This is a genomic window from Bradyrhizobium sp. BR14999, assembly GCF_056106085.1.
Genome location: NZ_CM148536.1, coordinates 4712263 through 4735909, shown reverse-complemented (window position 1 = coordinate 4735909; position 23647 = coordinate 4712263). Strand labels below are relative to the sequence as shown.

Genomic DNA, 23647 nt, shown 5'->3' with positions numbered 1-23647 from the left:
GGCGTCCTAAAAGTTATTCGACGACCTTGGGCACCAGGAAGAAGTGTCCTTCGGTCGCAGGTGCGTTCGCAACGATATCGTCGGCGATCTCGCCGTCATTGACCACGTCTTGCCGCTTCTTCATCTGCATCGGGGTAACCGAGGTCATCGGCTCCACACCCTCGACATTGACCTCCGAGAGCTGCTCGACGAAGGCGAGCATGGCGTTGAGCTCGCCCTGCAGATGCGGAACCTCGCCCTCGGAAACCGCAATGCGCGCCAGATGCGCGATGCGGCGGACGGTAGCGGCGTCGACGGACATTATATAAGGCCTCTCACGGCAAAACCTAACCGCCGTATAGCAGAGGCCGCTTTTGCGCCGCAACCGGCGCTTCCCGCCTAGCCAGCAAGCGCTTTCATGCGGGCAAGGGCCGATTTCGCCAGATCCCGGGTCAATTCGGCCGCCGGGACCTCGCGGCCGAGGGCTACGGCCTGGCCGGCCCAGAGATTGGTGAAATCCACCCTGCCCTGCTTTTCGGCAGCCGCCTTCAGCGGCCCCAGCGCCGTCGCGGCATGGGGAAAAGGAGGCGCATCCGGCGAGACCGGGCCCGCCTCGCGCATCAGGCGGTTCTGGACACCGCGCGCCGGACGGCCGGTCATGACATTGGTGACGACGGTGGACTCGTCGCCCGCCTCGGCGAGCGCCTTGCGGCCTCCGGCCGTGACCTTGGATTCCGGACAGCGCAGATAGGCACTGCCGATCTGCACACCGGATGCACCGAGCGCAAAGGCCGCGGCAATGCCGCGCCCGTCCGCGATGCCGCCGCATGCGATCACCGGCACCTTCACGGCATCGACGACCTGCGGCACCAGCGCGAACGTACCGGGCTGCTCGGCGATCTTGTCGGTCAGGAACATGCCGCGATGACCGCCCGCCTCCGCGCCTTGCGCGATGATGGCATCAACGCCGTGCTGCTCGAGCCAGACCGCTTCCTTCACCGTAGTGGCGGACGAGATCACGACGCAGCCGGCTGCCTTAACGCGCTTGAGCAGAGTTTGCTCCGGCAAGCCGAAGTGAAAGCTGACGACTTCCGGCTTCAGCTCCTCGACGACCTCGCAGAAGGCCGCATCGAACGGCGCACGGTTCGCCGCAGCGATCGGCGCTGTGGGATCGAGGCCCTGCTCGGTGTAATAGCCGGCCAGCCGCTGCTTCCAGCGCGCCTCCGCCTCGGCCGTGAGCTCGACAGGCGTGTGGCAGAAGAAGTTCATGTTGACCGGCGCCTTCACGCGCTGGCGGATGAGGCCAACCTGCTCGCGTGCCTTCTCCGCCGAGATCATCGCGCAGGGCAGCGATCCCAGCGCCCCGCCCTGCGCGGCCGCAATCACCAGCTCCGCATCCATCACGCCCGCCATCGGCGCCAGCACGATCGGGAATTCGGTCTTGAAGAGATCGATTAGACGACGGTCAGGCCACATGGGTTCTCTCACTACTTGTTTTCCTTACCCTCCCCTGGAGGGGGAGGGTCGATCGCGCGTAGCGCGAGCGGGGTGGGGTGACAGTCTCTCCTCGGAGGCGCTGCCCACCTGGAGAGATCACCCCACCCCGCTACGCATTTCGCTTCGCTACATGCGAAGCGACCCTCCCCCTCCAGGGGAGGGTGGAAGAGCGTGCGTACCTCTCACCGAGTTGCGCTGTCCGGCAAGCAACTGCTCGGCTTCAGCCGCAATGCGTTCGACGATCTCCGCGGCAGACGGAATGTCATGGATCAGGCCGACCGCCTCGCCGGCAAAAACCGCAGCAATCTCGAAATTGCCCGCAGCCTTCGCCGCAGCATACTCCACGGCGACCTCGCTTGCGCGCTGCATCAACTCGATCTCGCGGCCAGTCCAGCGCTTGATGTGATCATTGACCAGCGAGCGCGCGGTGAACGGCGCCGGCCAGAACAGATTTCGCGCCCAGTCGAAGACGACGCCGCGCACGGTGTCATTGCCATTAGCCGCGCGAATGCGCTGCTTCGCCTCCTCCGCACCATTGGCCTCCACGCTGGCATAGAACCGCGTGCCGATCAGCACGCCGGACGCCCCGAGCATCATCATTGCGGCGAGGCCCCGGCCGTCAGCGATCCCGCCGGCCGCGACGACTGGCACGCGCCCTGCCGCGAGATCGACGATCGCCGGCACGATGTCGATCGTGGTGCGCGATGCGCCATGGCCGCCAGCTTCGGTGCCTTGTGCGACCAGGATCTGCGCGCCGGCATCGAGCGCCTGCTTCGCCATGTCCTCGCTCTGCACCTGGCAGATCAATCGCGCGCCGCCCGCCTTGATGCGCGGCGCGAACGGCGCGGGATCACCAAATGACAGCATGATGGCCTGCGGGCGAGCGTCGAGTGCGATGTCGAGCAGTTCGGGCTGTTTTGCGAGGCTCCAGGTGATGAAGCCGATACCGAACGGCGCAACGCCATTCAGCTCCTTGGTCTCGGCCTCCAGCCGGGCCCGCTCGCCGTAGCCACCACCCAGGATTCCGAATCCGCCGGCACCGCTGACGGCACGGGTCAGCCGGCTGCCGGCGATGGTGTCCATGGGCGCCAACAGGATGGGATGCTTGATCCCAAGAAGCTCTGTCAGCGGCGTCGCGATCGGCATGCGTCCTCCCACTCTGGACAAGAACACTAGGCGCGAATAGCATTCTCTAAAATTGAATTCTTGAGAACGCTACCATCTCAAAAGCGGAACGACGCCATGGAACTCAGCGATCTCCAGACCTTTGCCGCCGTCGCCCGCACCGGCGGCATCACCCGCGCCGCCGAAGAGCTCAACACGGTGCAGTCCAACGTTACCCAGCGCGTGAAGGCGCTGGAAGCGGAGATCGGCACGCCGCTGTTCGAACGTCACAGCCGCGGCATGACGCTGACTGGTGCCGGCAAGCGCCTCCTGCCCTACGCCCAAAAAATGGCGGCGCTGTCGCGCGAAGCCCTGCTCGCCGCGCGTGACGATGGCGAGCCGAAGGGACCGCTCGCGATCGGATCGATGGAGACGACGGCGGCCGTGCGGCTGCCACCGCTGCTGGCGGACTTCCATCGCCGTTTCCCCGCCGTGCGACTTTCCTTGCGCACCGCGCCGACCGCCGACCTCGTCGCCGCCGTGCTTGACGGCACGCTGGACGGCGCCTTCGTCGCGGGCCCCATCGCGCATGCCGACCTCATCGCGACGAGCGCCTTCTGCGAAGAGCTGGTGCTGGTCAGCGCGCGTCGCTGGGCTTCGCTGGCCGAGTTGCGCGCCGGCACGCCGGAATCCGGCCCGACCGCGCTGGTGTTTCGCACCGGCTGCACCTACCGTCAGCGGCTCGAGCAAGTGTTCGTCGAGTTCGGCTGGCCGTCGGCCGCGCGCTTCGAGCTCGGCACGCTCGACGGCATGATCGGCTGCGTCGCCGCCGACATGGGCGTGACGTTGCTGCCACGCGCAGTGGTCGAATGCAGCGCGATGAACGGCAATGTGTCGATCCATACGTTGAGTGCCTCGCACGCGCGCGTCGAGACGCTCTTCATCCAACGCTGCGCCGGACATCAAACCAGCGCGCTCAGTGGCTTTGCCGCGTGCCTAACGAAAGATGACGACGTCATCGCGGCCTGACGCGACGCAATCCGTTCCACCGCGCGAAATTCACCGTCACAAATCTGTCGTACTTGAATCCATCCACGCTGCGTTGCGTTCAGCCGTCGCAGCGCTGCTCGTGGAAAAACTTTGAAGGCCGCTCTCCTTCTACGTTAGGATGAATGACTGGCCGGCGCGAAACCATAACGAAGCCAAAACATCGGGAGGACTATCGATGCGCAATACGCTCGTGTTGTGCTGTGTCGCTGCGTTGTCGGCGATATCAGGAACTGCAAGCGCACAGGACTGGACCAAATCGAAATGGGGGCCGAACGACGAGATTGGCGCCGCCAACTACATGACACCCGAGCTCGTGGTGAAAGCGGCGTCGCTGGTGAAGACCGGCAAGACCTATGCCCTCGGCATTCCCGTCACGCCGCAGACACCAGCCTATCCGCCGCGCGCGTTCAAGCTGACCATCGTGCAGCCCGGACAGGCCGGCAGCCCGGGTCTCGGTCCGAACAAGGCAACCTATAACGACGATATCCTCGACACCTGGGTCGGCATCGGCAGCCAGCTCGACGGGCTCGGCCATCTCGGCGTCGAGCATGTCTATTACAACGGCAACAAGCTCGCCGATTTCGCCGATCCCAACGGGCTGAAGAAGCTCGGCATCGAGAAGGTGCCGCCGATGGTCACGCGCGGCGTGCTGCTCGACATGGCCGCTTATTTCAACACCGACGTGGTCAAGGAAGGCACCGCCTTCAACGTCAAGGAGATCGAGGAAGCCGCCAAGAAGCAAGGCGTCGAGATCCGCCAAGGCGACGTCGTCATCTTCCACACCGGCTGGCTCAGCCTGATCGGCAAGGATGACAAGCGCTATTCGGCGGGCGAGCCCGGCCTCGGCGTCGAGGGTGCGAAGTATTTGACCGGCAAGGGCGTCGTCGCGATCGGCGCCGATACCTGGGCGCTCGAGGTGCTGCCGTTCGAGTCCAAGAACGTGTTCGAGGTGCACCAGATCCTGCTCGCGATGAACGGGACCTACATCCTCGAGAACATGGACACCGCTGCGCTCGCCCGGGACAAGGGATACGAATTTCTGTTCGTGCTTGGCCAGCCGCGCTGGACCGGCGGCGTGCAGGCGATGATCAATCCGATCGCAATCCGCTGACGCCCACACGGGCCCTAAGGAAAGTCGGGTGAGGGTCATGCGGTGTCTCTGCGGAGCGCAGCGCTGCCCTCACCCGAACGCCGCGTCGGTTTCGCGGCTCGGCGAACCGAAGCACTATTTGAGTCGAATGTCCTCATAGGACTCGATCCGGCGCGGGCCGACCGAGGTCGCCTCGTGCGAATCCGCGTCGACGAGATTGCCGAAGTCGAGCTTGGTCAATTTCGTCAGGTCTGCGATCGAGACCTGGAAGACGCTGACATCCTCTTCGGACAACCGCTCGAGCAGATCCGCCTCCTGGATTCGATCGATCTCCATGACCTGCTTTCGCTGGCTCATCAGGAATGCCGCCGCCTTGAGACCATCGTCGTCGCGTCGGATCAGGATTTTCCAGAAGTATTTCGGAATTTGAACGCCTCCGAAGCTCGGATCCTTGTGCGACTTGCCGGCCGGATTGGGCAAATCCGATCCGTCGGCATCCGGTCCGTCGAAGACCGGACCGTTCATCACGATGCCCTTCTCCTCGCCTTCGAGCAGGACATCGCGCGTATAATCCTCCAGTCCGGCCCAGAGCTGCTTGCCCTGGTTGAACGAGAAGAATTGCGGCGAGCAATTGGTGAAATGGAAGGAATCGTCGCCATGCTGCTTGGCCGCGGCGACGGTGTCGCCCCAGGTCGCATCGAGACGGCGCACGAGATGACCGCGATCGAACGGATTCTTGCTGCGGTCGGCCTCGAACGTGGCCTGCTTGCGGTAGAACTCGTCGCCGATCTGGGCCTCATCGTCGATGCGTGGATCGCGCAGCCAGGAATCGCCTTCGCGCTTGCCGACGTCCTGCTGCTCGCCGCCGTCGATATTGACGCAGCTGAAGAAGGCGAGCCGGCGCGCCTTGTTCATGACGACACTATAGTTGAAATATTTCAGCTCGGACTGCTTGGAGCTGCCCTTCAACATCGCAACCCGGGATTTGAGGGCGGCGGGTATCTTCGGCAAGGGGACGGAAAATTTGCCGCTGCCGAGAAAATTCGCCTTGTAGCCGGGCCGCGATTTCAGCGTGCTCTGATCGATGTGCACCGCCTCCATGGGCAGGCCGTTCTTCGCGCTGATGTGAGGCAACAGGCCGACCGGCGGGACGATCAGGGGCTTGCCGCCGTTCTGCATGCCGCCGTTCGGCGCGCCGCCATTGCCCCCAAGGTTCGGAACGGGCGCCGGTGGGGCAACCGGAATGTCCTTCCTGAACATTGGCAATGGCACGCGGATCGGGACCACCAGCGAGCTTCCGTCGACAGACTGCTCGACCCAGACACTCGCTCCGAAGGGAGCTGCAGCGGCGGGGCGCGGCATTTTCGCGACCTCCTGCCGGGTCGGCGGCTCCTCCTCGTCGAGCACCGGCTTGATCAGAGGATGTGAGCCCACGGAAACCTTGAGATCGGCGACGATCGCGCTGATCCGGATGCCCTCGTTGGCGATCCAGTCGATCGAGGTTTCGTCCATCGAGGCATCCCACACTTTGCCATCCTTGGTCAGCGTGCGGCCCCGCGTATCCTTTCTCGGCACGCCGCTGTGGTGCAGCGCGACCACCTGCCAGAAGCGGTTGAACGCCGGCGAGCCCGACGAGCCGGCCGTGGTATCGGTGTTGTACCAGAGGAAGTCACCGACATATTTGAGCAGCTTGTTTTCGCGAACGCAGACCTGCTTCATCTGCCCGCTGGGATGCTGGACGATGGTGAGGTACTCGCCAGGGTCAGCCTTGCCGGGCGCGCCACTGAGCGGCAACCATCCCCAATCCTCGAGGTGTTCGTCGCCTGACACCGAGGTCGGCGCCACCGCGACGATTGAGAAATCAAGCCTGTCGTTGGTGTAGAAGAATTTGTCCGGCTCGAATCCGAATCTGACCGGCACGCGCTCTTGTCCCGAAATGTCCAGTTCGTAGTTGAAATCGGCGATCGAAGTGGCTGCATCGGACGGCCTGCCGAAGACATGATGGTTCGTGAGCAGCAGGCCCGGCCCGATCAGAAAGCCCGAGCCATAGCCGAGCAGATTTGACCTCATATCCCTGAGCTGGATGCGACAGACCGGGCGCGAGGCCGCCGTACCCTTGGCGAGGTAGTTGATGCTGTCGAGATCGTTGCCCTGGATGATCCGCTCGAGGCCGATCTCGGCCGCCTGCACGTCCCGTGTCTCGGCGAAAAGCTGGCGCTGGCGCAGGCGTTTCTTCTCGACCGTCATCTCGATCGGGCCGTCGCCCAGTTTCCGGTTCAGGGTTTCCGGTGAAAACTCGGCTTGCTTGAATCGCCTTTCTGAGCCCGCGATCAGGCTTGGCTTGATGAACATGATGACCTCTCGAAAATTCGGATGAATATCGACGTGCGGACGCTGAAAATTGCGCCAAGGCTGCAGTGCGGCCTGATCTGCCGTTCACTGCCAATGATTGTTCAAATCGGGGTTGGGTCCCCTACTACTTTAGCCTCATAATCCTATCGCGCCACAACCAACGCGTCAATTGATGCCGGCTGCCGCGCGCGCGGCATCATGTCATGGGGAGCGCTTTGCTTGTGTGAACTACGCAACAAATGATCGATGTTCTCGCATGTGCATCACGGTTTCGAAAAGCTCTTCTTTGAGATCGGTCCAAAAGACGAGCTTCCGTCGCTAGCCCCTCCGGTGCCACCGCCGCAGCGCCACCAGAGCCCAGATCGCCTCTACGAGGCCGAACGGCCAGGCGCCCTGCAGGAAGCCGTAGGCCGAGCCGAGTGCGCAGGACGCCGCGAACAGCAACACGATCCAATGGCTGCGGTCTTCCAGTGCATAGCAGACCAGCATCGCCGTCACGGCAAACAGGCCGAATAGTGTCAGTGCATCCATGTCCAGGGTTCACTCCGCAGCGCGACGCGTGATATGCGCTAAGGCCATGCCGGCTCTTATCCTGCCACTCGTCGATGCTGCAACCCACTGGCCCGCGCGCGGCGCGCTGATCGGGCTCGACCTCGGCACCAAGACCATCGGCGTTGCCGTGTCCGATCCCGACCGGCGGTTAGCGACCGGCGTCGAGACGATCCAGCGCAAGGCGTTCAAGCAGGATGCCGCCCGGCTGCTCGCGATCGCGGCCGAGCGCAAGGCGACCGGTTTCGTGCTCGGCCTGCCCATCAACATGGACGGCAGCGAGGGCCCGCGCGCGCAGTCGACCCGCGCCTTCGCCCGCAATCTCGCCGGCCTGACCGCGCTCCCCATCGGCCTCTGGGACGAGCGCCTTTCGACCGCAGCGGTCGAGCGCGAGCTGATCGGCATGGATGTCAGCCGCGCCAAGCGCGCCGAGGTGATCGACGAGCATGCCGCGATCTTCATCCTGCAAGGCGCGCTCGACCGCCTCGCCAATCTTCGCGCGAGCCCGGGGACGGACTGATCCATGGCCGTCGTCATCGCGGCGCTGCTGCCGGTCTTCGTCCTCATCGTGCTCGGCGTCGTGCTGAAGCGCAGCCTGATGCGGCTCGACACGCAGTGGCACGGGCTGGAGCGGCTGACTTATTTCGTGCTGTTTCCGATGCTGCTGATCCAGACGCTGGTGAAGGCCGACCTCTCCAAGGTACCGGTCGCCGGCGTCGGCGGCGCGCTGCTGCTGTCGGCGCTCGCGATGTCGCTGCTGTGCCTCGCGCTGCGCCCCGCTTTGTCGCGGCTCGGCATTGACGGGCCCGCCTTCACCTCGATCTTTCAGGGCGCAACGCGCTGGCAGACCTTCGTCGGGCTGTCGGTCGCCGCCAACCTGTTCGGCGACGTCGGGCTGGCGCTCGCCTCCGTGGCGATGGTCGCGATCATTCCCCTGGTCAACGTGCTCAGCGTCGTGGTGCTCGCCCATTACGCCGCGCCTAAAAAGCAGTCCGCACGCGCCATCGTCATGACGGTGATCCGCAATCCTCTGATCTGGGCCTGCGTCATCGGGCTTGCCGTCAACCTGACGCACCTGCCGCTGCCGAAGCTCTGGCACGAGGTGGCGGATGCGCTGAGCCGCTCCTCGCTCGCGATCGGCCTGCTCGTCACCGGCGCCGGCCTGCATCTCGAAGGCCTCTTGCGCCCGAGCATGGGAGCGGCGATCGGCGTCGTCTTCAAGCTCGCGCTGATGCCCGCGCTCGCGCTGGTGCTCGGTGCCTGGTTCGGGCTTTCCGGCAATAGCCTCGCGATCGTGGCGATCTGCGCGGCAGTGCCGACCTCGCCCAGCGCCTATGTGCTGGCCCGCCAGATGGGCGGCGATGCGCCGCTGCTGGCGCAGATCATCACGCTGCAGACGATTTTTGCGGCCATCACGATGCCAATGGCGATCGCGCTGGCGGCCTAAGACTCGTCATTGCGAGCTCCCTCACCTCGTCATTGCGAGGAGCCCTTGCGACGAAGCAATCCAGAATTCCTCCGCGGAACCATTCTGGATTGCTTCGCTTGCGCTCGCAATGACGGAGTATGAGACCTCAGACACCCAGCCACATCGTCAGCACCACTGCGGTCAGATTGTTGAGCGCATGCAGCACGGCCGTGAGCCAGAGCGAATTGGCGCGATAGCGCATGTAGCCGAACCACAATCCGATGGTGAAGACCTCGGCGAGGAAGTACATGTCGTATTGCAGGTGCACGACCGTCCAAACCAGCGACGACAGGAGGATCGCGCCAGGCACCCGCAGGAAGCTTGCCGACCAGCCGCGATAGAGGAAGCCCCGCGCCAGGACTTCTTCCGACATCGGCGCAGCGACGCTGAAGGCGAACAGCAGCACCATTGCGGCGCCCTTGTCGCGGCCCGATTTCAACAGATCGGCCATGAAGCCCGGCGTCGCCTCGCGGCCGAGCGCGCGCGACATCGTCTCCCAGATCAGTACCAGCAGGATGAGCCCCACGGCGCCGAATGCCAGTTGCTTCCAGGCCGGCCAACGCAGCGCGAGGTAATCGACGAAGGACGCCTTCTTGATACGAATGGCAAGCCAGACCGCAGCCAGCGTCGCTGGCAGACCCATGGTGACCGACAGCGCCAGCGCCTGGGGCTCACGGCCGACAAGTTGCAGCGAAGCGAGGTCCATGGGCAAACCACGCTCCGCCACCAGCAGAACGATCGCGCCGATCTGCCCGACGAACATCGCGACGAAGATGAGGAAGCCCCACAGCGCCGTGCCCCAGAACATCCAGACATGCGGCGTCGCAGGCGTTACCCTCAATGGCGGATGATCGGGATTAACGGAGTCCATCAAAAGGCTTTCGTTTGGGAGACTCACGGCAGCGCGCGCTCCAGCAGCGCGCGCACGTCGGCGCTGTCGAGCTCCACGGCACCGTACATGCTGGCGTGATTGGCAGCGAGACGCGTGCTCGCGAACAGTTCGGCATCGTGCGGTGACACGCCGTTCAGCGCCGCAGCCGCAGCGAGCAGCGCCAGCCTCTCGACCGCAAGCCGCGCGACCCGTTCGCCGTCGGCGCGGCGGAAGGTTTTGCCGATGAACGCCACCGCATCTTCTGTCCCTGGCAGCCCCTTTGTCTCGGCCGCGAGCGATTGCAGCACCGCCATCGCCGCCTCCGGCTCGCGCGAGAGCGCGCGGAGCACGTCGAGGCACATGACGTTACCCGAGCCTTCCCAGATCGCGTTGACGGGAGACTCGCGGTAGTGACGCGCCAAAATGCCGTCTTCGACATAGCCGTTGCCGCCGAGGCACTCCATCGCCTCGTAGAGGAACGGCGGCGCGCTCTTGCAGGTCCAGTATTTGATCGCGGGCGTCAGCAGCCGCATGTACGCGGCCTCCGCCGCATCGTGCGGCGTGCGGTCGAAGGCGCGGCAGAGCCGCATCACCAGGGCTGTGCTCGCCTCGACATGCAGCGCCATGTCCGACAGCACCGCCTGCATCAAGGGCTGGTCTGCGAGATGCTTCTGGAACACGCTGCGGTGACGGGCGTGATGCAGCGCATGTGCGAGGCCCGAGCGCATCAGGCCGACGGAGGCGATCGCGCAATCCTGCCGCGTCAGTTGCACCATCTGGATGATGGTGCGGATGCCCTTGCCCTCCTCGCCGACCGCTTGCGCATAGGCGCCGACGAACTCGACCTCCGAGGAGGCATTGGAGCGGTTGCCGAGCTTGTCCTTCAGCCGCTGGAATTGGATCGCATTCACCGAGCCATCCGGCGCAAAACGCGGCATGAAGAAGCAGGTCAGCCCAGCGTCTGTCTGCGCCAGCACCAGGAATGCGTCACACATCGGCGCCGACATGAACCATTTGTGGCCGGTGATGCGGTAGGCATCGCCGTCGCGCACTGCGCGCGTCATGTTGGCGCGGACGTCGGTGCCGCCCTGCTTCTCGGTCATGCCCATGCCGAGCGTCATGCCCCGCTTTTCCCACCACGGCGCGAAGCTGGGATCGTAGCTTTTCGTCGACAGCACCGGCATCACGCGCGCGAGCAGATCCGGCTGCATCGCCAGCGCGGCCACGGAGGCGCGCGTCATCGTGATCGGGCAGAGATGGCCGGTCTCGACTTGCGCGGCGATATAGAATTTTGCCGCGCGGATGACCTCGGCGGCATCGCCCGCGGGCTTCCCGTCCGCCGTCCACGTCGAATTGTGCACGCCGGCATGCGCGCTGTGCGCCATCAACTCGTGATAAGAGGGGTGAAACTCGACCTGGTCGCGACGATTGCCCTTGGCATCGAATGTGCGCAGTTTTGGCGTGTTCTCGTTCGCGACGCGCCCGCGATCAGCCATCGCGGCCGAGCCCCAGTGCTTGCCGAACTCCGAGAGCTCGCGTTCCGCCGCCGCACCGCCATTGGCCTTGACCGCCTCGACCAGCGGCCGATCCACCGCGAACAGGTCGACGTTCTCGAACGGCGGCGACTGGTTGAAGACCTCGTGGGTCGCAAAGCTCGGCTGGGTCATGATGCTTCCGATCGACCGTATCTCGCCGCGGGCGGTGCCACCTCTCCCGACGGGAGAGGTCGCGCCGCAGGCGCGGGTGAGGGGTTACGCTCGAACGAGGGACCTGATCCCCTCACCCGGCGCTTCGCGCCGACCTCTCCCCTTGGGAGAGGTAAACCTGCTCGCGGCTGCTTCCGCCTCAATTGAACTCTACCTTGTTCGCGGCTGGATCGGGAAATCATAGGCCGCCCCGCCCGCCCCCGGCAGGGAAAAATGCCACCACTCCTTCGAATAGTTCACAAAGCCTTGCCTCGCCATCGCAGCCACCAGCCGCTTGCGCCAGGCGCGCTGGGCCGGGTTGATAGATGGTGCCGCAGTATGGCCCAGCGCATCGGTACAGTCATAGCCGGTGCCCATGTCGACACTGCCCTCCGGCGCCCGCGCCTCGGCCGGTGCCGTGCAATCGGCATAGATCCTTGACGGATCATATTTGGCGGAATTGTCGCCTTTGAGATCGACCAGAGTGAGATCGAGCGCCGCCCCGGTGGAATGCTGCGAACGGCTGGCGATGTAGCCGAGGCGGAACAGCTCGGTCTTGGGAATTTTGGGATTGTAGCGCCGCTCGGCGGCCGTCTCGTGGCCGTTCTGCGACCACTTCACCATGTCGAGCGAGGCCCGCGCCGGCCGGTAGCAGTCGAACATCTTGAGCGAGAGATTTTGCGCCGCCAGTTCCTCTTGAACCGCCTTCAGCCGCAGCCCCACCTCCCGCTTCACCACGCATTCGCCGGCGCCATAGCCGGCGAGCGGACGGCCAACGAAATTGTTCGATGTGGCGTAGCGGATGTCCTGGATGATGCTGGGGTCGATGTCGCGCAGGTACACGAAGCCGCCGGGCAGCGATTGGGCGTGGGTAGGCGAAACGATAGCCATCACGACGGTCGCAATCAGAAGTGATCTCACGCTATGGCCTCCGGACCGTCATGCCCGGGCTTGTCCCGCCTGCGCGGCCGAAGCCGCTTCGGCGAGGCGAAGGCCCGGCCATCCATGTTCTTTTGCGTCAAATGCGATAGAAGAACGTGGATGCCCGGCACAAGCCAGGACAAGCCCGGGCATGACGGAGAGGATGACGTCGCGCCGCCCGCACCGACAGATCAGGGGATAACTCACTTCCTCACCTTTGCCCCTTGCTCCCCCCGCCATCCCCCCCTATAGCTCTGCTTTTAATGACATCGAAATCGACCTTCGTCCTCGGCCACCGGCATTTGCTGGGCATCGAGGGCCTTTCCGCGGCCGACATCACCGGCCTCCTCGACCTGTCCGAAGAATATGTCGAGCTCAACCGCCAAGTTGACAAGAAGCGTACCGTCCTGCGTGGACGGACGCAGGTGAACCTCTTCTTCGAGGCTTCCACCCGGACCCAGTCCTCGTTCGAGCTCGCCGGCAAGCGGCTGGGTGCCGACGTCATGAACATGTCGGTGTCCTCGTCCTCGATCCGCAAGGGCGAGACCCTGATCGACACCGCGGTGACGCTGAACGCGATGCACCCTGACATCCTGGTGGTGCGCCATCACGCCTCCGGCGCGGTGGAACTGTTGGCACGCAAGGTCGACGGTTCCGTGATCAATGCCGGCGATGGTGCACATGAGCACCCAACGCAGGCCCTGCTCGACGCGCTCACCATCCGCCGCAACAAGGGTCGGATCGAGGGCCTCGTGGTCGCGATCTGCGGCGACGTGCTGCATTCGCGCGTCGCCCGCTCCAACATCATCCTGCTCAACACCATGGGTGCCCGCGTCCGCGTCGTCGGCCCCTCCACGCTGTTGCCGCCCGGCATCGAGCGGATGGGCGTCGAGGTCGCGCGCGACATGCGCGAGGGCCTCGAAGGCGCCGACATCGTCATGATGCTGCGGCTGCAGCGCGAGCGCATGAACGGCTCCTTTGTGCCGTCGTCATCGGAATACTTCTATTATTTCGGGCTCGACCAGAAGAAGCTCGCCTACGCCAAGCCGGACGCACTCGTGATGCATCCCGGCCCGATGAACCGCGGCGTGGAGATCGACTCGATCGTGGCCGATGGCGCCCAGTCCCTGATCCGCGAACAGGTCGAGATGGGCGTCGCCGTGCGCATGGCCGTGCTGGAAGCGCTCGCCCGCAACCTGCCGAACGCGTGATGCCGATGTTGACCGACCGCCGCCCCATCCTGCTCGCCAACGCCCGCGTCGTCGATCCCAGCAAGGATTTCGACGGTGTCGCCGACGTTCTCATTGCCGACGGCATCGTCCGCGAGACCCGCCGCGGCATTGGCGCGGCCGGCGTCCCCGAGGGTACCGACATCGTCAACTGCTCCGGCAAGATCGTGGCGCCGGGCCTGATCGACATGCGCGCCTTCGTCGGCGAGCCCGGCCTCAGCCACCGCGAGACCTTTGCCTCGGCGAGCCAGGCCGCCGCAACCGGCGGCATCACCACCATCATCTGCCAGCCCGCCACCTCGCCCGTCATCGACAATTCGGCGACGGTCGACTTCGTGATGCGGCGCGCCCGCGACACCGCGATCGTCAACATCCAGCCGATGGCGGCCCTCACCAAGGGCATGCACGGCGAGGAGATGACCGAGTTCGGCCTGTTGAAAGCCGCCGGCGCGGTCGCCTTCAGCGACGGCGACAGAAGCGTGACCAACGCCCAGGTGATGCGCCGCGCGCTGACCTACGCCCGCGACTTCGACGCGCTGATCGTGCATCACACCGAGGATCCCAACCTCGTCGGCGAAGGCGTGATGAACGAGGGCGAGTTCGCCACCCGGCTCGGCCTGATGGGCATCCCGAATGCCGCCGAAGCCGTGATGCTGGAGCGCGATCTGCGGCTCGTCGCGCTCACGGGCGGCCGCTACCACGCGGCGTCGCTGACCTGCATCGACTCCCTCGAGATCCTCGAGCGCGCCCGCGACGCCGGGCTTACCGTCAGCGCCTCGGTCTCGATCAACCATCTGGCGCTGAACGAGAACGACATCGGGCCCTATCGTTCGTTCCTGAAGCTGTCGCCTCCGTTGCGCACCGAGGACGATCGCCGCGCGCTGGTGGCGGCACTCGCCTCCGGCCTTCTCGACGTCATCATGTCCGATCACAATCCGCAGGACGTCGAGGTCAAGCGCCTGCCGTTCGCGGAAGCCGCTCCCGGCGCCGTCGGACTCGAGACCATGCTGCCCGCGGGCCTGCGCCTCGTGCACAATGGCGAGATGGAACTGAAAACGCTGATCCGCGCGATGTCGACCCGGCCGGCCGAGCTGCTCGGGCTACAAGGCGGAACCCTGCGCGCCGGCAGCCCGGCGGATGTCATCGTGATCGACCCCGATACGCCGTGGGTGGTCGATCCCGCCGACCTCAAATCGCCCTGCAAGAACACCCCGTTCGACGAGGCCCGCTTTACAGGCCGCGTGGTGCGCACCATTGTCGGCGGACGGACGGTCTACGAGCATGTCTGACGCGCGCGATCGTTCGACATGGAGATCCAGCCTTTGGAGCTGCCGCCATGGGGCTTGAAGCATTTTTGCCGGTGGCCTTCGTCATCGGCTACCTCCTCGGCTCGATTCCGTTCGGGCTGATCCTCACCAAGCTCGCGGGCACGCAGGATATCCGCTCGATCGGCTCCGGCAGCATCGGCGCCACCAATGTGCTGCGCACGGGACGCAAGAGCCTCGCCGCAGGCACCTTGCTGTTCGACGCGCTCAAGGGCACCGTGGCCGTGGTGATTGCCGGCTACATTGCAGGCCCCAATGCCGCCATGGTGGCCGGGCTCGGCGCTTTCCTCGGCCATCTCTTCCCGGTCTGGCTCAAGTTCAAAGGCGGCAAGGGCGTGGCCGTCTATATCGGCATCCTGCTCGGCCTGTTCTGGCCTGGCGCCGTCGTGTTCTGTCTGCTCTGGCTGGCGACCGCCTTCACCACCCGCTACTCTTCGCTCTCCGCGCTGGTGGCGGCGTTCATCACGCCGATGTTCCTGTGGTGGTTCGGGCATCTCGCATTGTCTGCTCTGACAGCAGTGCTGACACTGTTGCTGTTCTACGCGCATCGCGAGAACATCAAGCGCTTGCAAGCGGGCAAGGAAAGCCGGATCGGCGAGAAGGCCTAGAGTGCTTTCGAGCGAAGTGGATGCCGGTTCGCGTCAAGAAGACGCGTCAAAACAAGACTCCGGAGCCGGGCATCTACGGATACCGAAACGGCCCTTCCACATTATATCCCAAATCCTGTTCGCAACTTGCGGCCGAATCACTGTTGTATTGGCCAGCGGGATTCTGGGCTGTCATCCTGACAGCGTGGATAGCGTTACGCGGTAGCTCAGAATGAGCGAGAAGATTGTCGGCGCGCATGACGGGGTTGGTTCGCAGGGTGCTTCGGGCACCGCAGCGAGCCGACTGCTGTCGATGACCAATATCTGGTCCGATGCGGCCTCGCCGCCTCCCGCACTAGAACCTGCTCCCGCTTTACCGCAAGCACCGCAGCCTGAGCCGCTCGCGAAAGCCGACGCTCCCGTCGATATCGTCATGACGAAGGCTGCACCGGTCGCGCCCGCGCGGACGCATTCCGATCAATGGCCGCCGCGAAAACTGTCGCTGGCGCTTCAGGGCGGCGGCACCTTCGCCGCCTTCACTTGGGGCGTGCTCGAGCGGCTGCTGGAAGAGCCCTCCATCGCGATCGACACCATTAGTGGCGCCAGCGCCGGCGCCATCAACGCGCTGCTGCTCGCCTCCGGCTTTGCCGAAGGCGGGCGCGAAGGCGCGCGGTCACGGCTGAACCGGTTCTGGCTCCGCCTGATGCATGAAGCCTCGTTCCGCGCGCTGATGCTGGTCGGCGGCTTTTCGCCAGCGGGAAGCTCGGTCGCGTTCGGGCCGACGCTGCGCTCCGGCCACTTCGATCCGTTCGATCTCGATCCGCTGCGGCAGGCGCTGTCGCGCGACATCGATTTCGCCGCCCTGCGCCATCCGAACTGTCCCAAGCTCTTGATCGCAGCGACGCGGATCCACGACGGCCAGCAACAGATCTTCCGCAATGACGCTGTCACCGCCGACGTCGCGCTGGCCTCGACCTGCCCGCCCCTCGTCCACTGCGCCGTCGAGATCGACGGCGAGGCCTATTGGGACGGCGGCTTTGGCGGCAACCCGCCGCTGCTGCGGCTGGCGCAGGAAACGATGACGTCCGATGTCCTGCTGGTCCAGGTCACGCCGGCGCGCGACAGCTACGTGCCGATCACGCTTGCCGCGATCGACCGCCGGCTCGACCAGATTGCAGCCAACGCCGCGCTCAACGCCGAGATCGCCGCGATCGAATGGGCGCAGGCTCATGCCGCGCCATCGCTGCGGCTCTCCAGGATCGCAGCCGAAGACTTCGTTGACGGGCTGGCGCAACGCTCCTCCACCGATCTCGGCCGAGGCTTCATTCGCCTCTTGCACCGGAGCGGCCGCGAGGCCGCGGAGCGCTGGTTGAAGCAAGGCACCGCTGTCAGTGCAGCCTCACCTGCATCCGATCAGCGCATCGCTCCAGCCGAACCCGCGCTGGTATAGGGTGTGACGGTCTGCCGGCGGTCCGTGGTTCACCTCTCCCCAACGGGGAGAGGTCGGATTGCGTCTGGCGATGCGGAGCATCGTCCAGTGCAATCCGGGTGAGGGGCTGTGGCATTCGGTGAGGTCATAACCCCTCACCCGGATCGCATCTCACGATGCGACCTCTCCCTACGGGAGAGGTGTATCGAGTCCCGGAGGCGCATCGATTCAACCAAGTCGCATCCCGCGCTAGCCTGATTTCGCCAGCGCGTCCTCCAAGAACCAGGCCGCTGCGAGTGCGAGCGGATCGTTGCCGAAGCGCGCGATCACCTGCACGCCGATCGGCAGGCCGCCGACCTTCAGCACCGGCACGTTGACGCAAGGATTGCCCATCAGCGTCCAGAGCCGGTTGTAACGGGGATCGCCCGTGGTCGCGAGCTCCTTGGCCGGCGCCGTACCTGGCGCGGAATAGGTCAGGAGCACGTCGACGCCCTCGAACAGCTCGCCGAGCTCGCGGCGGCCGCGCCGGCTGATCCGCCGCGCCTCGTCATATTCCTTCGGCGTCAGGCCGACCGTCGCATCGAGACTGGCGCGCAGCATCGGCGCGATCTCGTCGTGGCGCTCGGAAAACTCCCAGGCGAGTGCGCGATGCGCCTCGAAATCCTGGATGATCGGATGGATGCGCCAGGGCTTCTGCACCGCTTCGGGCAGATCGATGGTCTGCACGCTGGCGCCGGCGCGCGTCGCCGCCTTGATCGCGGCTTGCAGCCCCTCTTCAGCCGCCGGCTCGACGGCGCCGGCGAACTCCTGCCTGACGACGCCGATCCGCGGCGACTTCGCTGCGGTGATGCCGGAGAATTCGCTGCGCCCCGTCATCGCCAGCAGCCCGCGCGCGAGATCCTCCGCGCGCGCGCCGAACAGGCCGACCGTGTCTAGCGCCCATGAATAGCACTTCACACCGACCGTCGGCAGCATGCGGAACGACGGCTTGATCGCGGCGGTCCCGCAATAGGCGGCGGGACGGATCACCGAGCCGCCGGTCTGGGTGCCCAGCGCCAGCGGGATCATGCCGGCGCCGACGGCTGCCGCAGAGCCCGAGGACGAGCCGCCTGGCGAATGGCCCGTATTGTGCGGATTGCGCGTCGGCGTGGGATCGCGCGAGGCGAACGCCGTGGTCGTGGTCTTGCCGATGATGGTGGCGCCCGCCCGCTTCAGCATCATCACGACCGGCGCATCCGAGCGCGGCTGCCAGCCGCGATAGATCTCCGAGCCCATCTCGGTCGGCATATTGGCCGTGTCGATGATGTCCTTGATCCCGACCGCGATGCCCCGCAGCGGACCGGCGCCTTGCGCCTTCGCAGCCTTGTCGTGGCGGACGAAGGCGCGGACGTCCTTCTCCTTGGCCTCGATCGCCGCATGCGATTGCGCGATCGCGGCATCGGGCGACAACTCGCCGGCTTCAATGCGGCGCTGGAGATCGGCGAGTGAGATCATGGCAAAATCCTTCTTATTGGGATCGCTTTTAGCATCGGGGCGCGGTCGCGCAAGCGCACGTCCCTGTTGCGCAACGCCCTCAGGTTGTTCCATGCTGTGTCTGCAAGGAGACGCCGTGGACGCCATCAATCCAAGCGTGGAGCTGACCGAGTCTGAGCGGATCGACTGCCTGCGGCTGATCCGCTCCGACAATGTCGGGCCGCGCACCTTCCGTTCGCTGGTCGACCATTTCGGCACGGCGCGCGCCGCGCTGGAGCGGCTGCCGGATCTGGCGCGCCGCGGCGGTGCGCAGCGATCGGGGCGCATCTGTAGCGCCGATGAAGCGAAGGCCGAGCTCGCCGCAAGCCGCAAGTTCGGCATCGCCTGGCGCGCGCCCGGCGAAGACGGCTATCCGGCGCGGCTCGCAACGCTCGACGATGCGCCGCCATTGCTCGCCGTGCGCGGCGACGCGAAAACCTTGATGCGACCGATGATCGCGATCGTCGGCTCTCGAAATGCCTCCGGCGCCGGCTTGAAGTTTGCCGGCCAGCTTGCGCGCGAGCTTGGCGAAGCCGGTTTCGTCGTCATCTCCGGCCTCGCCCGCGGCGTCGACCAGGCCGCGCATCGCACGAGCATCGAAAGCGGCACGATCGCCGTGCTCGCCGGCGGGCATGATTGCATCTATCCGCCCGAGCATGGCGACCTGCTCGCCGCGATCCTCGACCATGAGGGCGCTGCGATCTCCGAGATGCCGCTCGGCCATGAGCCACGTGCCCGCGACTTTCCCCGCCGCAACCGCCTGATCTCCGGTGCGTCGCTCGGCGTGGTCGTGGTGGAAGCGGCGCACCGCTCGGGCTCGCTGATCACCGCCCGCATGGCGGCCGAACAGGGCCGCGAGGTGTTCGCAGTGCCCGGATCGCCGCTCGATCCGCGCGCCGCCGGCACCAACGATCTGATCAAGCAGGGAGCAACGCTCGTCACCGAGGCCGCCGACATCGTCAATGCGGTGCAGCCGATCATGGAGCGGCCGCTGATGCACCCCGCAGGCGAGCCCGACAGCGAGCCGTTCGAGAGCGATCCGCAAGGCCACGATCGCGACCAGATCACCGGCCTGCTCGGCCCTGCCCCAATCTCGATCGACGATCTCGTGCGGATGTCCGGCGCCTCGCCCGCAATCGTGCGCACCGTGCTGCTGGAGCTCGAGCTCGCCGGCAAGCTGGAGCGTCACGGCGGCGGATTGGTATCGCTGCTTTAGGGAGCTGGCCCGTACCTTACCCTCCCCTGGAGGGGGAGGGTCGATCGCGCGAAGCGCGAGCGGGGTGGGGTGATCTCTCCACGCAGGCACTGTTTGAGACGGAGAGACTGTCACCCCACCCCGTCCCACATTTCGCTGCGCTCAATGTGAGCCGACCCTCCCCCTCCAGGGGAGGGTAAAATCCACCTCGCAGCACGATCAGGCTCCTACTCCTTATTCTCCATTCTCCGCTTCAGCCCTCGTTGCGCTGGTCGAACTTCGTCCGTGCCGCCTCGATCTGCGCCAGATGGTCCTTCGCCCAGCTGCCGAGCGCTTCCACGGGGCGCGACAGGCCGCGGCCGAGATCGGTGAGCTCGTAGTCCACGCGCGGCGGAATGGTGGGGAAGATCGTGCGCGTGACGAGGCCGTCGCGCTCGAGGCCACGCAGCGTCAAGGTCAGCATCCGCTGCGAGATGCCGTTGATCATGCGCTTCAGCTCATTGAAGCGCTTCGGCCCGTCGCTGAGCATCATGATGACGAACACGCTCCATTTGTCGCCGACACGGGACAGCACGGAGGCGACCCCACGACAATCCGCATGGTTGGGATCCGGCCTTGGGTCGGGCCTTGTATCCGACCTTGGATTTGGCCTCGGCGGAGCAGGCAAATCGGTGTTTTCAGGTTTCAATAATGTGCCCATGGCTCAAAAAAGTGCGTTCTTGCGGGGATTTCGACAGTCACTCATGTAGCGCGGGTTACAAACTTATACCATGGGTGACCCCAATGAAACTCCTCCATATCGACTCCAGCGTCCTCGGCCCCCACTCCGTCAGCCGGCAGGTTTCCGCCGCCATCGTCGACCGGCTGCGCCAGGCGACGCCCGGGCTCGACATCACCTATCGCGACCTGACCCAGACCCCGCTCGCCCACCTCTCCGGCTCACACCTGGCGGCCGCGCAAGGCGCACCCGCGCCGGCGGAACTCGCACCCGACCTCGCCGCGAGCGCAGCCGCGCTGGACGAGTTCTTGGCCGCCGACATCGTCGTCATCGGCGCACCCATGTACAATTTCACGATCCCAAGCCAGCTCAAGGCCTGGATCGACCGCGTCCTGGTGGCGGGGAAGACTTTTAAGTATGGCGCGGCGGGGCCGGAGGGGCTCGCCGGCGGCAAGCGCGTGATCGTCGCGATCTCCCGCGGCGGATACTATGGCGCGGGTTCGCCCGCCGCAGCGCTGGAGCACCTCGAAAGCTATCTGCGCGGCGTATTCGGCTTCATGGGCATCCATAATGCCGAATTCATCATCGCCGACGGCATCCAGGTCGGACCGGAGCATCGCGAGAAGTCTCTGGCCGGCGCGCTCCAGGCGGCAACCAGCCTGCGCGCGGCCTGAGATCAGACCGACATCATCAGTCGCCGCGGCATCGCCTGCGGCGGCTGATGGACGGCTGCGCCATCTGCAAAGCTAAAACCAGACGCCCTGCATGCCCAGGATCACGGCGACGAGCGAGACGAACAGGCCGATTCCGGAAAACAGTGCGACCGCGACGAGTTCGGACCTTCCGGAGCGTTTGGCCGGGGTGGCGGAATTTTCAGTGTAAATACGCGGTGATGAAATCGACGAAAAAATACGGGCTGCTTTCGGCATAACGGACTCCCTTAAAAATGAGTCTTCTGCCCCCTGCCCGTAAAAATGTCTTGGCAGTGCGCGCGGAGGTTCAAGTCCTCACGCAAAGGTTTTGGAGCACGTCGCGCAAGATGCAGGAACCGGCCGGCGCAACCGCGCGCATTGCGCCAACCGATTCAATTTGCGCTAAAGCGCGATGAAAGTTGGATGAATCGTCATCGCGCTTTAGGTTAGCCGCGATAGATCGGCGCGCCGCTCGGCGAGGCCACCGCGCCGCCGTCGACGAAGATCTCCTGGCCCTGCACGTGGGCGGAATCATCGGAGGCGAGGAACAGCACCGTCTTCGCAACGTGATCCGTTTCGCCGATGCGGCCGAGCGGCGTCGATAGCGCGATCCGTTTCTCGAACGCCTTCTCGGCCTCGGGCGTCGCGACCGCAGGTCCCCAGATCGGCGTGCGGATCGCACCGGGCGCCACCACGTTGACGCGAACGCCGCGCGGCGACAGTTCCGAGGCCATGGTCCGCGCCATCGCGCGGACGCCGGCCTTCGCGGCGCCGTAAGCGGAGTAGCCGGGAATGCCGAGCACGGAGATCACCGAACCGTTGAGAATGATCGAGGCGTTGTCGTTGAGATACGGCAGCGCCGACTGAACGGTGAAGAACACGCCGGTGAGGTTCGTGCTGATGACCTTCTCGAAGACGTCCAGCGTCGCCGAGCCGAGCGGCGTGCCGCCGGCGATGCCGGCATTGGCGAAGACGATGTCGAACTTGCCGAACGTCTCGGCGCCCTTCTTGATCGCGGCTTCCGTCGCGGCGATGTCGGTGGCGTCGGCGGCGAGCGCCAGCGCATTCGGCCCGAGCTTTTTCGCAGCTGCCTCCAGCGTCTCCTTGTTGCGCCCGGTGATCACGACCCTGGCGCCCTCGGCCACGAACAATTTTGCGGTCGCAAGGCCAATGCCGCTGTTGCCGCCGGTAATCAGGGCCGTCTTGTTCGTCAGTCTCACGTTCGCCTCCAGTGGTTGCATGATAAAACTAATTTGCCATCTAGGGCATACGGTTTTATGATGCAACCACACAAGCGCGTGATCGCCCCCCCGAAAGCGGGCGAACGCGACAGGACGAAAGACCATGGTGAAACGAACGAGCTTTGAGGGCGATGCCTGCCCGATCGCGCGATCGCTGGAGGCGCTCGGCGACTGGTGGTCGCTGCTGATCATCCGCGAGGCGCTGCTCGGCGCACGCCGTTTCGGCGAATTCCAGAGCAAGCTCGGCATGGCCAAGAACATCTTGTCGGTGCGACTGCGGTCACTCGTCGAGCACGGCATTCTGGCGACCGCCCCGGCCTCCGACGGCAGCGGCTACCAGGAATACGTGCTGACGGAGAAGGGCCGCGGCACCTTCCCGATCCTGGTGGCGCTGCGGCAATGGAGCGAGGAGTTCGACGATCACCCCGAAGAGATCGCGACCATCCTGATCGATCGCGCCAAGGGCCGCCCGGTGAAGAAGCTCGAAATGCGCGCCGAGGACGGCCGGTTGCTCAGCCCGGCCGACACCACGCTGAAGCCGCGGCCGGCGCCGCGGCGGCGGTCGGCCTGACGGCGCACGACCGGCACCAAACAGTCATTGCGAGCGTAGCGAAGCAATCCAGAGTCTTTCCGCGGAGGGATTCTGGATTGCTTCGCTGCGCTCGCAATGACGACGTTGAGACAGCGCGCCTTACTCTAGAGTCGCTCACGACAGCTTGCGCCTGCTCCGCAGCCTCAGATGCTCGTCGGCCTCGAGCTGTGTCATGCCCAAGAGATAATGTAACACGTGCAGCTTGTGGCGCTCGGCGAGCTTGCGCAGAGCAGCCGTCTGCTCGGCAATGAAGGCCACCGCCTCATCCGCCCCACCTTCCCCCGGTTCCTCGTTGCGCGAGCCTCCCGGCGCGCCCGATGCGGCGCGCGCCCGTTTCTTTCCTGGCCTAGTCACCAGACCCACCCCGAATCCATGCCCCGCGGAAACATTACGCCGACATCGGCCGCAACTCCAAGGTGGTATTTTGCAACTTTCTCGATATGAAACTTTTCCCATTGCGGCGGCTTTCAACACCCGCCGATTTGACAGGACCGGCCTCACCACCCATGTTCGGGTCGAAACGGCCGACCCGAGTCCTTTCGTATTCGGCCCAAGATTTTC

At 65.2% G+C, this 23647-nt stretch carries 24 protein-coding genes; 11 read left to right on the top strand and 13 right to left on the bottom strand.

Annotation, left to right across the window (positions count from 1 at the left end):
• Window positions 1-13 precede the first annotated feature (13 nt).
• From gatC to ACR9YP_RS21990, 3 genes are all read right to left on the bottom strand, one after another.
• The gene (gatC, locus tag ACR9YP_RS22000; RefSeq protein WP_007611211.1) at window positions 14-301 is read right to left on the bottom strand and encodes an Asp-tRNA(Asn)/Glu-tRNA(Gln) amidotransferase subunit GatC; all 288 of its coding nucleotides are present in this window, start codon (window positions 299-301) and stop codon (window positions 14-16) included.
• A 77-nt stretch (window positions 302-378) separates the two neighbouring features.
• A complete protein-coding gene (locus ACR9YP_RS21995) occupies window positions 379-1455 on the bottom strand; it encodes an NAD(P)H-dependent flavin oxidoreductase (protein ID WP_474217048.1) in 1077 nt (358 codons plus the stop codon).
• 147 nt (window positions 1456-1602) lie between these two features.
• Window positions 1603-2622 (bottom strand): NAD(P)H-dependent flavin oxidoreductase, encoded by a 1020-nt coding sequence (locus tag ACR9YP_RS21990; protein ID WP_474217047.1) that lies wholly within the window; start codon window positions 2620-2622, stop codon window positions 1603-1605.
• A gap of 96 nt (window positions 2623-2718) precedes the next feature.
• On the opposite strand from ACR9YP_RS21990, the gene ACR9YP_RS21985 reads away from it, so the two are divergent.
• Window positions 2719-3609, top strand: a complete 891-nt coding sequence (locus ACR9YP_RS21985; RefSeq protein ID WP_474217046.1) for a LysR substrate-binding domain-containing protein — start codon at window positions 2719-2721, stop codon at window positions 3607-3609.
• A 196-nt stretch (window positions 3610-3805) separates the two neighbouring features.
• Entirely contained in the window at window positions 3806-4741 is a 936-nt protein-coding gene (locus tag ACR9YP_RS21980) for a cyclase family protein (RefSeq protein WP_091896021.1), read from the top strand.
• Between the two features lie 114 nt (window positions 4742-4855).
• Here ACR9YP_RS21980 and ACR9YP_RS21975 read toward each other — a convergent pair whose 3' ends face one another.
• Both ACR9YP_RS21975 and ACR9YP_RS21970 read right to left on the bottom strand, forming a co-directional pair.
• Window positions 4856-7072 (bottom strand): DNA/RNA non-specific endonuclease, encoded by a 2217-nt coding sequence (locus ACR9YP_RS21975; protein ID WP_474217044.1) that lies wholly within the window; start codon window positions 7070-7072, stop codon window positions 4856-4858.
• Window positions 7073-7390: 318 nt separating this feature from the next.
• Window positions 7391-7603 (bottom strand): hypothetical protein, encoded by a 213-nt coding sequence (locus ACR9YP_RS21970; protein WP_474217043.1) that lies wholly within the window; start codon window positions 7601-7603, stop codon window positions 7391-7393.
• A gap of 46 nt (window positions 7604-7649) precedes the next feature.
• On the opposite strand from ACR9YP_RS21970, the gene ruvX reads away from it, so the two are divergent.
• Both ruvX and ACR9YP_RS21960 read left to right on the top strand, forming a co-directional pair.
• The gene (gene ruvX, locus ACR9YP_RS21965) at window positions 7650-8141 is read left to right on the top strand and encodes a Holliday junction resolvase RuvX (protein WP_474217042.1); all 492 of its coding nucleotides are present in this window, start codon (window positions 7650-7652) and stop codon (window positions 8139-8141) included.
• A 3-nt stretch (window positions 8142-8144) separates the two neighbouring features.
• Window positions 8145-9068 carry an AEC family transporter gene (locus ACR9YP_RS21960; protein WP_438107780.1) on the top strand — a complete coding sequence of 308 codons (924 nt, stop codon included), beginning with the start codon at window positions 8145-8147 and terminating at the stop codon, window positions 9066-9068.
• Window positions 9069-9195: 127 nt separating this feature from the next.
• On the opposite strand, the gene ACR9YP_RS21955 is transcribed toward ACR9YP_RS21960, so the two are convergent.
• The 3 genes from ACR9YP_RS21955 to ACR9YP_RS21945 all read right to left on the bottom strand — a co-directional run bounded on the left by ACR9YP_RS21955 (window position 9196) and on the right by ACR9YP_RS21945 (window position 12536).
• On the bottom strand, window positions 9196-9960 hold the full coding sequence (locus ACR9YP_RS21955; protein ID WP_438107779.1) for a CPBP family intramembrane glutamic endopeptidase: 765 nt from the start codon (window positions 9958-9960) through the stop codon (window positions 9196-9198).
• 23 nt (window positions 9961-9983) lie between these two features.
• Window positions 9984-11627 carry an acyl-CoA dehydrogenase family protein gene (locus ACR9YP_RS21950; RefSeq protein WP_438107778.1) on the bottom strand — a complete coding sequence of 548 codons (1644 nt, stop codon included), beginning with the start codon at window positions 11625-11627 and terminating at the stop codon, window positions 9984-9986.
• A 189-nt stretch (window positions 11628-11816) separates the two neighbouring features.
• The gene (locus ACR9YP_RS21945) at window positions 11817-12536 is read right to left on the bottom strand and encodes a M15 family metallopeptidase (RefSeq protein WP_474221101.1); all 720 of its coding nucleotides are present in this window, start codon (window positions 12534-12536) and stop codon (window positions 11817-11819) included.
• A gap of 293 nt (window positions 12537-12829) precedes the next feature.
• On the opposite strand from ACR9YP_RS21945, the gene ACR9YP_RS21940 reads away from it, so the two are divergent.
• The 4 genes from ACR9YP_RS21940 to ACR9YP_RS21925 all read left to right on the top strand — a co-directional run bounded on the left by ACR9YP_RS21940 (window position 12830) and on the right by ACR9YP_RS21925 (window position 17157).
• A complete protein-coding gene (locus ACR9YP_RS21940; protein ID WP_091895998.1) occupies window positions 12830-13777 on the top strand; it encodes an aspartate carbamoyltransferase catalytic subunit in 948 nt (315 codons plus the stop codon).
• A gap of 5 nt (window positions 13778-13782) precedes the next feature.
• Window positions 13783-15084: a dihydroorotase gene (locus ACR9YP_RS21935; RefSeq protein ID WP_176946019.1), complete on the top strand. Its 1302-nt coding sequence runs from the start codon at window positions 13783-13785 to the stop codon at window positions 15082-15084.
• A gap of 47 nt (window positions 15085-15131) precedes the next feature.
• Entirely contained in the window at window positions 15132-15728 is a 597-nt protein-coding gene (gene plsY / locus ACR9YP_RS21930; protein ID WP_128933319.1) for a glycerol-3-phosphate 1-O-acyltransferase PlsY, read from the top strand.
• A 211-nt stretch (window positions 15729-15939) separates the two neighbouring features.
• On the top strand, window positions 15940-17157 hold the full coding sequence (locus tag ACR9YP_RS21925; protein WP_438107775.1) for a patatin-like phospholipase family protein: 1218 nt from the start codon (window positions 15940-15942) through the stop codon (window positions 17155-17157).
• 228 nt (window positions 17158-17385) lie between these two features.
• On the opposite strand, the gene ACR9YP_RS21920 is transcribed toward ACR9YP_RS21925, so the two are convergent.
• Complete coding sequence (locus ACR9YP_RS21920; RefSeq protein WP_474217041.1) at window positions 17386-18630, bottom strand: amidase; 1245 nt, start codon at window positions 18628-18630, stop codon at window positions 17386-17388.
• A 91-nt stretch (window positions 18631-18721) separates the two neighbouring features.
• On the opposite strand from ACR9YP_RS21920, the gene dprA reads away from it, so the two are divergent.
• On the top strand, window positions 18722-19864 hold the full coding sequence (gene dprA, locus ACR9YP_RS21915) for a DNA-processing protein DprA (RefSeq protein WP_438107773.1): 1143 nt from the start codon (window positions 18722-18724) through the stop codon (window positions 19862-19864).
• 232 nt (window positions 19865-20096) lie between these two features.
• Here dprA and ACR9YP_RS21910 read toward each other — a convergent pair whose 3' ends face one another.
• Window positions 20097-20543: a winged helix-turn-helix transcriptional regulator gene (locus ACR9YP_RS21910; protein ID WP_438107772.1), complete on the bottom strand. Its 447-nt coding sequence runs from the start codon at window positions 20541-20543 to the stop codon at window positions 20097-20099.
• Window positions 20544-20626: 83 nt separating this feature from the next.
• Between ACR9YP_RS21910 and ACR9YP_RS21905 the strand changes: the two genes are divergently transcribed.
• The gene (locus ACR9YP_RS21905) at window positions 20627-21235 is read left to right on the top strand and encodes an FMN-dependent NADH-azoreductase (RefSeq protein WP_474217040.1); all 609 of its coding nucleotides are present in this window, start codon (window positions 20627-20629) and stop codon (window positions 21233-21235) included.
• A gap of 72 nt (window positions 21236-21307) precedes the next feature.
• On the opposite strand, the gene ACR9YP_RS21900 is transcribed toward ACR9YP_RS21905, so the two are convergent.
• Both ACR9YP_RS21900 and ACR9YP_RS21895 read right to left on the bottom strand, forming a co-directional pair.
• On the bottom strand, window positions 21308-21490 hold the full coding sequence (locus ACR9YP_RS21900) for a hypothetical protein (RefSeq protein ID WP_091895976.1): 183 nt from the start codon (window positions 21488-21490) through the stop codon (window positions 21308-21310).
• Between the two features lie 209 nt (window positions 21491-21699).
• Entirely contained in the window at window positions 21700-22473 is a 774-nt protein-coding gene (locus tag ACR9YP_RS21895; RefSeq protein WP_474217038.1) for an SDR family oxidoreductase, read from the bottom strand.
• 124 nt (window positions 22474-22597) lie between these two features.
• Between ACR9YP_RS21895 and ACR9YP_RS21890 the strand changes: the two genes are divergently transcribed.
• Window positions 22598-23065 carry a winged helix-turn-helix transcriptional regulator gene (locus tag ACR9YP_RS21890; protein ID WP_438107769.1) on the top strand — a complete coding sequence of 156 codons (468 nt, stop codon included), beginning with the start codon at window positions 22598-22600 and terminating at the stop codon, window positions 23063-23065.
• Window positions 23066-23200: 135 nt separating this feature from the next.
• Here the strand turns inward: ACR9YP_RS21890 and ACR9YP_RS21885 are convergent, their stop codons facing one another.
• On the bottom strand, window positions 23201-23344 hold the full coding sequence (locus ACR9YP_RS21885; protein WP_244551336.1) for a hypothetical protein: 144 nt from the start codon (window positions 23342-23344) through the stop codon (window positions 23201-23203).
• Between the last annotated feature and the right edge of the window lie 303 nt (window positions 23345-23647).